Genomic DNA, 12897 nt, shown 5'->3' with positions numbered 1-12897 from the left:
AAATGATGTTTTTGGCAATACGTGAACTAAAGCATTCAAAGTTACGTTATCTGCTGATTGGACTGATCATGATATTGGTCGCTTTGCTTGTTTTTATCATTTCAGGATTAGCTAATGGACTTTCTTCAGATAATGCTTCATCCATACAAAACATGAAGGCTGATTATTTCGTCATGGAGCATGACTCTAAAAATAAATTGAACCGATCGATCATATCGATGGAAAAGCTGGATGAAATCCGGGCTATATCGGATGTTAAAGCAGCCGAAGGACTTGGGCAAATGATGATCACATTGAATAAAGTCGGCTCTTCGGAGAAAACGGATGTCACGATTTTTGCGACCGATGCCAGTGGAATACTAGCACCGAAGGTCATAGAAGGAACGAGCTATGACAATAAGAAACAAGGTGAAGTCGTTGCAGATCGTTCTTTAAAAGATGTCGGTTATAAATTGGGTGATTCACTCAAAGATGACCTATCTGGTAATGTTTTCACCATTGTTGGTTTTACTGAAAAGCAGTCTTATAGCCATACACCGGCAGTTTACATGAATGTTAAGGGGTGGCAGGAGATTAACCCTGGATTGAAAAATCAAGGTAAAGACTCAATCAGCGCAATAGCCGTGCAAATGGACTCGAAGTCGGAAGAGAATGTACGTGAATCATTGCCTGAAGGTGTAACGCTCATTTCGAAAGAAGAATCACTTCAGAGTATACCAGGGTTCAAAGAGGAACAGGGTACATTGACGATGATGATTGCCTTTTTGTTTGTCATTGCAGCTTTCGTTTTGGCCGTATTCTTTTATGTGATTACTTTGCAGAAGACGAATCAATTTGGAGTCCTTAAAGCCCTCGGGGCAAATACGGGCTACTTGGCAAAAAGCATCGTTGGTCAAGTAATGCTGCTTGCCGTGACATGCATAGCCATCAGCGTTGCCCTGACATACGGCGTCACTTTAATCATGCCGGAAGGAATGCCATTTGAATTAAGTGCCGATTTGGTCATTAAATATTCCGTGTTACTTTTGGCTGTATCCGTATTGGGTTCACTGCTATCACTATACCGAGTAGCGAAGATAGATGCGATCGAAGCAATAGGGAGGGTATCATGATGGGGGATAAACTATTATTTGAAAACGTCAGTAAGATTTATGGGGAAGGCGATAATAGGGTAATGGCACTTGATGATATTTCCCTGAATGTAAGGGCGGGGGAATTCGTCGCGATTGTGGGTCCTTCGGGCTCAGGAAAAAGTACTTTCCTTTCAATAGCAGGTGCGTTACTATCCCCGAGCAAAGGCCGCTTACTGCTGAATGGTGAGGATATTACAACACTATCCCCAAAAGAATTGACTCGGGTACGCCTTGAAAAGATCGGGTTTGTATTCCAATCGTCGAATCTTGTGCCATATCTCTCCGTACGAGATCAGCTTCTGCTGCTTTCTGAATTGATCGGCAAGCGAGATAAAACAACTGTGAAAAAAGCGGACGATTTGCTTAGCCACCTTGGACTTGGACATCGGGCAGATCACCTGCCAGAAGCACTGTCGGGCGGTGAGCGGCAGCGTGTAGCAATCGCCCGTTCGCTGATGAATGATCCAGAAATCATTTTAGCGGATGAACCAACCGCAAGTCTTGATTCCAAAAGAGGCAGGGATGTTGTTGAAATGCTTGCACATGAAGTGAAATCAAGAAATAAAGCGGCCATCATGGTAACGCATGATGAAAGAATGTTGGATTTATGTGATCGAGTGGTCAATATTACGGATGGCAAGGTATTTGGATGAAGTGATATGTAAAGAAGCCGCCGCCTCCCCAAAGGAATTAGGAGTGGCGGCGGCCCGAATTGCTTGAAGGGGATGGTCAACCGATAGTACGGGGATGGAATGCTAGTCGTTACTTTATATAAAAGATTTGCGATTATGTATAATATTTTGCTTGTATCCCAGATGGGTTATATTCGGATTGATCTTGTTTTTTTATTTTAAAGAACAAACAGTGATAGGTTGCTTTCACACCTGATTCATTTCGGTATTCTGTGTCGTATATGTTAATTAACTCTCGAAAAAAGGAAGGGCGCTGGCAGTAGTTTTCTTTGTTGCTATTAGCAGCCCCAATCTTTTTAATTGAAGTGAAAAACTCACGTACTGTCTGAAAGTACTCCAGTTCAAGCTTTTCTATTTTTGTAATCTCGATTGGAGCTGCTGCTGGATAGGGGATTGCTGCTTGGCAAACTTGGGATAATTCTTCCAGAGTGTAAAACGGTTGGCCTGGTGAACTATCCATGGAAAGTTGAAGCTTTTCTTTCGCTTGTTCATATGACCTATGAAGCTCTTGAAAGGTATCTATTCCGAACGTTGAAAATATCAGGCTTCCTTCCGCCGTTAATCGTGTAAAAAGTTTTTCAAGGGTTGCAGGAATATCATTCAACCATTGAAATGTTGCATTGGAAATAATCAAGTCGTAATTTTCATTTAGCGCCATTTCTTCGATGTCCATACATAAAAATGTAACACGGTCTTCCTTTGTCAATCCCTTTGCCACTTCAACCATACCGGGTGCCAAATCAACAGCCGTAATGGCGGCATTAGGGAATGTTTTGACGAGTAACCTAGTTAAGTAACCGGTGCCGCAGCCGATTTCAAGAATATTGATTTTATGATTGGTATTTTTTTGAGGAAGCAAATCCACTAATTGCTTTGCCATGTTTTTTTGAACATTGGCATACGCATCATATGTTTTCGCGTGTTCACTGAATCGCTTGCTTAACAATCGTTTATCTATCATGAACGTACTCCTTTTGAATGAATGTTTTTATCTGCTCCATACATTCCTCTGGTTTTGTGAAAAATGGAATATGACCAGCACCTTCGATAATACGAACCTTGGCTCTCCCACCCAAATTCTCTTTAATGAAAGATGATGCTTCAAGTGGACAAATTTTGTCTTCCCTCCCATGAAGCATTAAAAAGGGGGCTTCAATCCGGCCGAGTCTTGCACGAGCATCTTTCTGAAGTAAATAATCCAAACCAATCAGAAGCGAAAACACATCATCTCCATGAAACTCGCTTTGAATGATCTTGGTGAATTGATGATTAAAACCTGCTTCTTTTTCAGCATCGGAAAACATCGCTTCATAGAAGGAAGTCAAAGTCTTCTCTTTATTGCGCGGCAGTTGTTTCTTCATGCGCTCGACCATTCGAGAATCCCAGCCAAATGAATAATTTTCTCCTGTAGTGAACCGACTTGTTGCGCCAAAAAGGATAAAACCTTTTATTCTTTCCCGGAAAGAACTTGAAAGTTCAAGTGATACTAGTGATCCTAATGACCAGCCCAATAAATAAACAGGACCATCTAGGGGAGCGATTGTGTTTATGACTCGTTCTTCAAAGTCATTTAGTGCCTTCATATCTCTCCAATCTATAAATGAAAGGTGAAATAGTTCTGACAGCGGTTTGATTAACGGTTGAAACGCCTCTTTTTCCATTCCCCAGCCAGGAAGCACGACTAAATTCGGCTGCTTCATTCAACAACACCCATTTCTTTTCCAATGATCGAAACTTTTTGAACTGCCCAATCAAGATCGTTTTTATCGTGGAGGGCTGTTACGGTAAACCGGATTCTCGCTTCATTTTCAGGAACGGTCGGCGGCCTGACAGCAATAGCGGCAATTCCTTCTTTTTGCAAACGTGCAGCAAATTCCATCGCTTTTTCGTTTTCCCCGATGACGATAGGAACAATTTGTGATTGGCTTCCGCAAATGTTAAACCCGTAATTTGTGAGTTCTTCTCTAAAGTATTCTGAATGTGTTTGGAGCAGTGAGCGGCGTTCCGGTTCTTGCTGTACGAGTTCAATCGCTGTTTTTATAGCACCAAGTATGGCTGGGGGAAGTGCAGTTGAATAGATGAATCCGCGCATGCGATTTTTTAAATAGTCGATGAGCCATTCTTTCCCGACAACATAGGCCCCGAATGAACCAAGCGCTTTACTGAATGTTCCCATTTGGATATCTATTTTATTTTGTAAATGGAGATGACCGGCATAGCCTTCACCGTTTTTACCGTAAATGCCGCTTCCATGTGCTTCATCAGTCATTAACATTGCGTTATAACGCTCCTTTAACCGAACTAGGTCTTCAAGATAAGCGAAGTCACCATCCATGCTGAAAACCGTATCCGTCACGATTAATTTACGTGCTTCAATCGGAGATTTTTTCAAAAATGCTTCTAAATGATCTAAATCATTATGACGATAGCGTATATGCTTTGCTCTGCTTAAAAGAGCTCCATCGACAATGCTTGCATGATTCAATTTATCGCTATAAATCATATCGTTACGGGACAGCAGGGTGGAGATTATTCCAAGGTTCGCGTTATATCCACTGTTGATGATGAGTCCTGCTTCGACCTTCTTCCAATTGATAAGAGCTTGTTCAGCCTGCTCATAAAGAGGATGATTGCCAACAATTAAACGTGAAGCCGTTGCTCCTGCACCAAATGTATGTACGGCATCAACCATAGCCTTTTTCAGCCGCTCATCTCCTGCATATCCTAGATAGTTATTAGAAGCTAGATTAAGCATCCTGCACCCGTTGATCGTAAGCCAAGGCTGTTCGGCACATTCTGTTGATACGAGTTCACGCTTTTGCGAAATTTCTTCTAAATGAGCCAGTTCTTTTTTTATTTTTTCTTCCCAACAAGGTAAACGTTTTTCACTGTGCATGGCCATTCTCCTTTTTATATGTCAACTAAAATTAATATAGGTTAACATATAAAACATTCTAATCATGACTCAATGAAACTGTCAAGCGTTGAAAACGAGCATGGGAATAAAGTAATGATCCATTAATCTGGGAGAATTCAAGGACTGGAAAAAGCTGGTATATTATTTAGATCCCAGCCAGGAACATGAATCTAACCATTAAAAATAAGTTTATGGAGGATCGGGCAGCGGTGGTTTTGTTAAGCTAATGTATATAAAAATATGTATTAAGCTCATTCATTGAAGATAATCTAACTTCCAAGGTAGTCTTTTTGTTAAACCTTGAAATCTTTGAAGGATTAAATGGAATTCCATGTTACTATAGAGCAGTGAAATTTAACAGAATTCACATTAACCATTACATAAAGGAAGGGTATAAATATGAAAAAGATTTCTTTGGATGTTTTCTTTATATTAATAGGAGCTTTTATTTTCGCTTTGGCAATAAATCTTTTCGTCATTCCCAATGAGCTTGGTGAGGGAGGAGTCACAGGGATAACGATCATTCTGTTTTATCTTTTTGAATGGTCACCAGGGCTGTTAAGTTTAATCATTAATGCTGTCCTGCTCATTGTCGGTTATAAATTTTTGTCTAAAATGACAACGGTATATACAATCGTAGCCGTTGCCTTTAATTCACTTTTCCTTCATTTAACCGAAAGCTGGACGATATCTTCAGATGAATTGGTCATCAATGCCATATTTGGCGGGGTTTTTGCCGGTGCAGGAATTGGCATGATCATTCGTGTTGGAGGCACTACTGCCGGTACGACGATCCTTGCCCGAATTACGAATAAGTATTTGGGATGGAGCTTAAGCTACGGACTTCTGTTTTTCGATTTAATCGTTGCGTTCTCATCTTATTTCATCATTGGCGCAGAAGGTCTGATGCTCACTATCCTTATGCTTTATATTGGAACAAAAACGATGGAATTCATCATTGAGGGATTGAATCCGAAAAAAGCGATCACCATCATTTCGAATGAAGCGGACCAGATTGCAAAACAAGTAACCGAATTGATGGACCGGGGGGTCACTGTTTTTAGTGGTCATGGATACTATACAAAAGCATCCAAGGATATTTTATATATCGTTATAAGTAAGCAAGAGGTACTAAAGTTAAAGAGAATAGTTCAGTCAACGGATAGCAATGCTTTTATAGCCATACATGATGTTCGGGACGTATTCGGTGAAGGTTTCCTGGATATCTCGAAGTCCTGATGATAATAATGTATAAGCGAAATGAAAAGGCCTAATTAGGCTTTTTTATTTTGAATGGCAAAAAATCTATAAATTCTGAATAATTTGTTATATTATGTAAGTAAGAAACCACACACCCTGAGGAGTGCAGCCATTAAATGTGGAGGTGTCCAAGATGATCCTTTTAAAAGTGGATGACAGAAAGTTTGGGAAAAGCAATATCAAGTACAGTGTCGTTGATAAGGAAAAGAATGAATTGATCATTAGCGGTGTGTTTAAGGAATTTGGACAAGCAAGCGATAAATATTATGAATTGAAGGATGAATACGGTCCTTCCAATGTGAAGATGATATTGAAGTGAAAAGAAGGGGACCGAATGGTTTCCTTTTTTTCGTATAATGCCGGGAATGAAAATGCCCGTACAATAAATAATCGGATAAAGGAATAATCAAAGGTTTCTGAATCATATAATTAGATTAAGAGAGTTCTTAACATCCTTTTTTTACAATATACTACAATTTTATTGTAAAGTATGGAATTTGGTGGTAATATAAAGCGCATAAATGTAAACGTTTGCAATGTTTTTGTGAGGAGGTGATGTAAAAGAAGTACGATAGACTATGAATTTTATAGAATGAATGGCTTTTATTTTACTAATTTTATGCAAACGTTTTCTTAAAATTGCATGAATATTATGAGAAAAAGGGAGAGTGGGTAGGCATGAAGCGTAAAAAATGGTACGGGGGAATTCTTACTGTTTTATTGATTTTTAGTGTGATTTTGGCTGGATGCTCTTCTTCAACTGGCGGAAACAGCGATTCAAAGGATGTCGTGACGCTGGATATATTTCAATTCAAGGTAGAATTCAAGTCGCAATTCGAGACATTGGCAAAACAATATGAAAAAGAAAATCCAAATGTGAAGATCAAGGTATCGACGGTCGGCGGCGGAAATGATTATAAATCAGCCATTACGGCAAAGTTCGCTTCAGGTGAGGAGCCAGCGGTGTTTAACATTGGCGGGCCGGTAGATGTCGCACAATATAAAGATAGATTAACAGATTTAAAGGACACGAAGGCTGCTGCTGCTGCACTTGACGGTACTTTGGATGGCGTCGAAGAGGACGGGCAGGTCCTTGGACTTCCATTTAACCAGGAAGGATACGGCTTGATTTATAACAAACGGATTTTTAAAGAAGCCGGAGTTAATCCTGATGAGATTACAAGTTATGAAACATTAGAGGCGGCAGTTAAGAAAATCGATTCACAAAAAAACAAATTGAAAATCGATGCAGTTTTCGCTTATCCGGTCAAAGAGAAGTGGGTGACAGGAAACCATTTATCCAATGTATTCTTATCACCGGAGTTTGATGGGAATGTTTTAGAAGCTAGTAAGGCACCAACGGTTAAATTCACGGATGGTGACAAGTTTAAACAATTGGTCGATATCCAAAATGAGTATTCCGTCCAGCCGACAGCAAGTCTTGATTACTCCCAACAAGTGGAGGAGCTTTTCTCGCTTGAAAAGGTTGCGATCATTCAGCAAGGAAACTGGGTGTATAACACAGTCTATGATATGGATCCCGAGTTGGCTGAAAAGGGAATTGGCATCATCCCAATTCCAAATGGAGACAATGCAGGCATGCCGGTCGGCGTACCGAACTATTGGGCAGTGAACAAGAAATCTGATGAAAAGGTACAGGAAGCAGCGAAGAAGTTCCTCGACTGGATGTATACATCCGAAGCAGGGAAAAAAGCCGTTTTGGAAGATTTTAAATTCATTCCTGCTTATGAAGGATATGATGTAGAAAAAATTGCCGATCCAATTTCAAAAGAAATTTATAAATACTCCCAAGAAGGAAATACGATTGGGTGGGTGTTTAATGGATATCCGGTCGGTTGGAATGATGATCTTGGTGCAAGTGTCCAAAAATACGTAACTGGTAAATTGACTTGGGAGGAGCTTGTCCAACAGAACATTGAAAATTGGGAGAAGATTCAAAGTAAATAAGAGTTGGGGAATGCTAGTGACCAATCGGCAAGAAAAACGTGTCGATTGGTTGTTCCTTCTTATAGAAAAGCCGCTAAGGGATTCATCAAATAACCCAGTCATGATCTAAACCCGTTAACTATTAAATCATTTCAAGGAGGTCGGTTTCGTTGAGAAATCGGGATGCCGCATATTGGCTGTTTTTAACACCTGTTCTTGCTGCACTCATTTTGGTTGTGATCGTGCCACTCATTTACGGATTTTATTATTCCTTTACGAATTGGAACGGTTTAGGGACACCGGATTTCATCGGTTTTAAGAATTATATAGACTTGTTTACGGATAAAGGGTTTCTTGATACATTTTGGTTCACGATTAAATTTTCCGTAGCGGCAATTGTGGTAATCAATATTATCGGATTAAGTTTGGCTCTCATCGTGACTTCGAAAATTAAATCAAGCAACATACTGCGTACGGTTTTCTTTATGCCCAATTTAATTGGCGGCTTGATTCTCGGCTTTATTTGGCAGTTCATTTTTATTAAGGTCTTCGGTGCGATTGGTGATTTGACGGGGATCGAAGCATTTAATGGTTGGTTATCGACGACTGATACAGGTTTTTGGGGATTGATCATTTTAACATCCTGGCAGATGGCCGGATATATCATGATCATTTATATCGCCTATTTGCAGGCAGTTCCTGAGGACTTGATCGAAGCGGCAAAAATTGACGGAGCTAACAGCTTCCAGCGTTTTCGCCATATAACTTTTCCGCTAGTGGCACCTGCTTTTACCGTCAGTTTGTTTTTGACGCTTTCCCACTCGTTCAAGATCTATGATCAAAACCTTTCCTTGACGAATGGAGCTCCCTATAATTCAACTGAAATGGTTGCGATGAACATTGTAAAATCCGCCTTCACCGAAAATGATATGGCATATGCACAGGCAAAAGCCGTTATCTTTTTCGTAATCGTGGCGGTCGTTTCGCTGACACAAGTCTATTTCAATAAAAAACGGGAGGTTGAGCTGTAATGAGGGGAAAATGGAAATTGTGGCTGATTGGATTCATCGGATTCATTTTGGCCATATTATGGCTCACTCCGTTTTATTTAATGCTTGTCAATGCTTTTAAAATGAAACGGGATATATTTGCCGATACATTGGGGCTGCCTGAAACCTGGACATTGGAAAACTTCACTCAAGCTTTCGAGCAATTGGATTTCCTCCGGACTTTATTCAATTCTTTATTGATATCGGGCGTCAGTGTAGTCATCATCATCATCTTTTCTGCGATGGCAGCATACGCTCTTTCCCGAAACAAAAGTAAAATAAGTTCCCTGCTTTTCTTTGTGTTTGTAGCATCCATGCTCATCCCGTTTCAGTCCGTGATGATACCGCTCGTTGCCCAATTCGGACAGCTTGGAATGCTGAACAAGGCAGGATTGATTTTCATGTATTTAGGTTTTGGCTGCAGTCTATCCATCTTTCTATATCATGGTACCTTAAAAGGGATACCCCTCTCACTTGATGAGGCAGCAAAGATTGATGGTGCAAACCGATTTCAAGTATTTTGGTATATCATATTTCCACTATTAAAGCCGATGTCCATTACAGTTGGGATCTTGAATGTCATTTGGATATGGAACGACTATTTGCTGCCATCCCTTGTTATTGGCGGCGCGGGATCGGAGACCATTCCACTTAAATTATTCTTCTTCTTCGGACAATATACGAAGCAATGGCATCTCGCATTGGCTGGACTTACTTTATCCATCATTCCAGTCATCATTGCGTACTTTTTTGCTCAGAGGCAAATTATTAAAGGAATTGCAGATGGAGCCGTTAAATAACTATTTAAATATAGGGAATATTAAACCATGTGCGGTGAACGGGGAGTGTTGATGAATTTGTCTGTTACTATAAAAGACGTTGCCAAAAAAGCAAATGTCGCTCCATCAACGGTATCGCGTGTAATCCATAACAGCCCGACAATCAGTGAAAAGACCAAGCGTAAGGTACGCAAGGTATTAAAGGAAATGGGCTATCATATGAATGAAAATGCCCGGAACTTAGTCACGAAGTCTACTAAGGCCATTGGGATCGTCATGAAAAGTTCGGCAAGGGAATCACTTTATAATCCCTTTTTCCCCGAAGTGATCCGGGGCATCGGAGATTTCTGTAATAAAGAAGGGTACAGTCTTTCTCTGACTACCGGCGAGACGGAGGATGCCATCTTTGAGGATGTCGTGAAAATGGTCCAGGGCAGAAGAGTGGATGGCATGATTGTTTTGTACTCTAAAAAGGACGATAAAGTGGTGCCGTATTTATTGAAGCAGGGCTTCCCGTTCGTTTTGATCGGGAAGCCAAGTACGAACATGAGCGGTATCACATTCATTGATAACGATAATGTTCAAGCGGCCAGGGAAGTATCGGAGTTTGTAATCAATCTTGGACATGAGCGAATCGCCTTTTTAGGAGGCAGCCCCGAGTTTGAAGTGATCCAGGACCGCTTGACAGGCTTTCAACAAGCGATGGAACAGGCCGGGGTGGATGTGCGACAGGAATATATCAAATTGATTCCTTTAAATCGAACGGATGGAATAATGGCGATTGACGAATTGCTGGAATTGAAGGAGGCACCAACCGCTTTTTTGGTTATGGATCTTTTATTGGGTGTGCTCTTACTTGGAGTGTTAGCCGAAAAGAACTTGAAAGTGCCGCAGCAAATAAGCGTCGTCTGTTTTAACCACTCAGAATTCATAGAATTTTTAAGTACCCCGCTGACAACGGTTGATATCCATACGTATCAGTTAGGGTATGAAGCCGCAAAATGCGTGTTCGATCTTATTGCGAATCCGGAAATGATGGAAAAGAGCATCAGCATTCCTACCAAAATCATAAAGCGGGAGTCGCATTTTGTTGCTGAAAAGGAAATTAAATGAAAATTGTAGAAAAGTTTTACCAATTAAAGCTTGATTTTTACTAACATAAATTTACAATATAGATTATCACGATTATTTTCGAAAATTCATACTTTCTATGGTCGATAAGTAAATGTTCTTATATTTTGATCATCCCTAACGCAAACGTTTGCGTTTTGAATAAAGAGGTAATAGATAGTTAAACATCAAAACAAGTTGCCGTGAAATGATTCTTGAATGGAGGAGGTTGTTCATGAGAGTCCTTGTATGGAATGAGTTTCGCCACGAGAAAACAAAGCCTGAAGTAGCAAAAGTATATCCGGATGGCATCCATGGTGCAATTGCCGGCTTTTTACAAAGTGAACAGGTCGAGGTGAGGACCGCTACTCTCGATGAAGAAGGGCACGGATTAACCGAGGAAGTACTGGAACGAACCGATGTACTGATTTGGTGGGGCCATGTTGCACATGATGAAGTTCAGGATGAAATCATTGCAAGGGTTCATAAGCGAGTACTCGAGGGAATGGGTCTCATCGTCCTCCATTCTGGTCATTTTTCAAAGATCTTCAAACGATTGATGGGAACGACTTGTGATTTGAAATGGCGGGTGGCGGATGAAAGGGAACGGCTTTGGGTAGTCGATCCGAGTCACCCTATCGTTGATGGAATCGGAGAATATATCGAACTTGAAAAGGAAGAGATGTACGGGGAACATTTTGATATCCCTGCACCAGATCAATTAATATTCGTTAGTTGGTTTGAAGGCGGGGAGATATTCAGAAGCGGTTGCACGTATCAGCGGGGTAAAGGGAGGATTTTCTATTTCCGTCCAGGACATGAAACATATCCTACCTATCATAATCCGGAGATCCAACGTGTGATTAAAAATGCCGTTGATTGGGTCAAGCCGGAATTCGGAATCGCAACGAACTATGGTAAAGCCGAACCGTTGGAATCCATCTCATCCAAAGAGATGAAGTGAAGGAGAGAACAAAATGGGCATAGTGAAGGTAGGAGTCATTGGATGCGGGAGTATCGCAAAAAACAGGCATTTTCCGGAGTATGAATCACATCAGGAAACGGAGATCATTGCCGTTTGTGATATTGTGCCGGACCGGGCGAATGCAGCAGCACAAAGGTATGGAGCTCAAGCATATACTGATTATATAGAACTTTTGAAGAATGAGGAGATTGAAGCGATCAGTGTATGTACACCGAATTACCTGCATGCACGCATCACGGTTGCGGCCTTGGAAGCGGGTAAGCACGTCCTATGTGAGAAACCAATGGCTACTTCTTTAGCAGACGCTGAAAAAATGAATGAAGCAGCAGCGAAAAGCGGCAAAATACTAATGATTGGTCATAATCAGCGTTTTGTTCCCTCTCATCAAAAAGCGAAACAGCTTATTGAGAGCGGGGAAGTAGGGAAGGTCTATAGCTTCCGGACGGCTTTTGGACATTCCGGGCCGGAAACCTGGAGCGTGGACGGACTGGAAAGCTGGTTTTTTAAAAAGGATCAGGCGGTCATTGGGGCAATGGGCGATTTAGGGGTTCATAAAGCTGATTTATTACGGTATATCCTTGGAGAAGAATTTGTTGAAGTGGGAGCCTTTGTGGAAACGACTGCCAAGAAAAACACGGACGTTGATGACAGTGCGGCCTGTATCCTCCGGACGGAGAACGGTATCATCGGAACTCTTACCGCCAGCTGGTCTTATGCAAAAGAAGACAATGCTACGGTCATTTATGCGGAAAAAGCGGTATTGCGCCTTGAAGACGATCCGAAATACTCACTGATCATCCATCATGATAATGGAAAGACAGAAACCATCCAATTAGGAAGCATCCAGACTAATGACTCAGACGGACAGCATGATTCCGAAGTGATCAGCCACTTTGTAAAATGTGTGGTGGACAATGAGGAGCCCCTTGTCTCAGGAGTTGAAGGATTAAAGTCATTAAAAGTCATTCTTGGCGCGATGGAATCAAATGCATCCCGAAAAATCATCCGCTTATAAAGGGGTTAAA

13 protein-coding genes are annotated in these 12897 nt (G+C 41.1%); 10 read left to right on the top strand and 3 right to left on the bottom strand.

Going from position 1 to position 12897, the window contains the following annotated elements; all coding sequences use genetic code 11:
• The first annotated feature begins 5 nt into the window (after positions 1-5).
• Positions 6-1112, top strand: a complete 1107-nt coding sequence (locus J7I90_RS21990) for an ABC transporter permease (RefSeq protein WP_214773746.1) — start codon at positions 6-8, stop codon at positions 1110-1112.
• On the top strand, positions 1109-1786 hold the full coding sequence (locus tag J7I90_RS21985; protein ID WP_214773745.1) for an ABC transporter ATP-binding protein: 678 nt from the start codon (positions 1109-1111) through the stop codon (positions 1784-1786). The genes J7I90_RS21990 and J7I90_RS21985 overlap by 4 nt, the downstream gene beginning before the upstream one ends.
• Positions 1787-1919: 133 nt before the next feature.
• Here J7I90_RS21985 and bioC read toward each other — a convergent pair whose 3' ends face one another.
• The 3 genes from bioC to bioF are packed head-to-tail and all read right to left on the bottom strand — an operon-like array spanning position 1920 to position 4721.
• Positions 1920-2786: a malonyl-ACP O-methyltransferase BioC gene (bioC, locus tag J7I90_RS21980; RefSeq protein WP_214773744.1), complete on the bottom strand. Its 867-nt coding sequence runs from the start codon at positions 2784-2786 to the stop codon at positions 1920-1922.
• The gene (locus tag J7I90_RS21975; RefSeq protein ID WP_214773743.1) at positions 2776-3525 is read right to left on the bottom strand and encodes an alpha/beta fold hydrolase; all 750 of its coding nucleotides are present in this window, start codon (positions 3523-3525) and stop codon (positions 2776-2778) included. Before J7I90_RS21975 ends, bioC begins: the two co-directional genes overlap by 11 nt.
• Positions 3522-4721, bottom strand: coding sequence for an 8-amino-7-oxononanoate synthase (gene bioF, locus J7I90_RS21970; RefSeq protein WP_214773742.1), 1200 nt, complete (start codon positions 4719-4721; stop codon positions 3522-3524). Before bioF ends, J7I90_RS21975 begins: the two co-directional genes overlap by 4 nt.
• 420 nt (positions 4722-5141) lie before the next feature.
• On the opposite strand from bioF, the gene J7I90_RS21965 reads away from it, so the two are divergent.
• The 8 genes from J7I90_RS21965 to J7I90_RS21930 all read left to right on the top strand — a co-directional run bounded on the left by J7I90_RS21965 (position 5142) and on the right by J7I90_RS21930 (position 12887).
• The gene (locus J7I90_RS21965) at positions 5142-5981 is read left to right on the top strand and encodes a YitT family protein (protein WP_214773741.1); all 840 of its coding nucleotides are present in this window, start codon (positions 5142-5144) and stop codon (positions 5979-5981) included.
• Between the two features lie 154 nt (positions 5982-6135).
• Complete coding sequence (locus J7I90_RS21960; protein ID WP_214773740.1) at positions 6136-6321, top strand: hypothetical protein; 186 nt, start codon at positions 6136-6138, stop codon at positions 6319-6321.
• 359 nt (positions 6322-6680) lie between these two features.
• Positions 6681-7970: an ABC transporter substrate-binding protein gene (locus J7I90_RS21955; RefSeq protein WP_214773739.1), complete on the top strand. Its 1290-nt coding sequence runs from the start codon at positions 6681-6683 to the stop codon at positions 7968-7970.
• 149 nt (positions 7971-8119) lie between these two features.
• Positions 8120-8980 (top strand): carbohydrate ABC transporter permease, encoded by an 861-nt coding sequence (locus J7I90_RS21950; protein WP_034305954.1) that lies wholly within the window; start codon positions 8120-8122, stop codon positions 8978-8980.
• A complete protein-coding gene (locus J7I90_RS21945; RefSeq protein ID WP_214773738.1) occupies positions 8980-9798 on the top strand; it encodes a carbohydrate ABC transporter permease in 819 nt (272 codons plus the stop codon). Before J7I90_RS21950 ends, J7I90_RS21945 begins: the two co-directional genes overlap by 1 nt.
• 57 nt (positions 9799-9855) lie before the next feature.
• Positions 9856-10890 carry a LacI family DNA-binding transcriptional regulator gene (locus J7I90_RS21940; RefSeq protein ID WP_214773737.1) on the top strand — a complete coding sequence of 345 codons (1035 nt, stop codon included), beginning with the start codon at positions 9856-9858 and terminating at the stop codon, positions 10888-10890.
• Positions 10891-11122: 232 nt separating this feature from the next.
• Positions 11123-11851 (top strand): ThuA domain-containing protein, encoded by a 729-nt coding sequence (locus J7I90_RS21935; RefSeq protein WP_214773736.1) that lies wholly within the window; start codon positions 11123-11125, stop codon positions 11849-11851.
• Positions 11852-11864: 13 nt separating this feature from the next.
• Positions 11865-12887, top strand: a complete 1023-nt coding sequence (locus tag J7I90_RS21930) for a Gfo/Idh/MocA family protein (protein ID WP_214773735.1) — start codon at positions 11865-11867, stop codon at positions 12885-12887.
• The last annotated feature ends 10 nt before the right edge of the window (positions 12888-12897 follow it).

This window comes from Bacillus sp. ISL-57 (assembly GCF_018613135.1).
GTDB lineage: Bacteria > Bacillota > Bacilli > Bacillales > DSM-1321 > Peribacillus > Peribacillus frigoritolerans.
The sequence above is the reverse complement of the archived record's forward strand: the minus strand, read 5'-3'. Positions and strand labels throughout refer to the sequence as shown.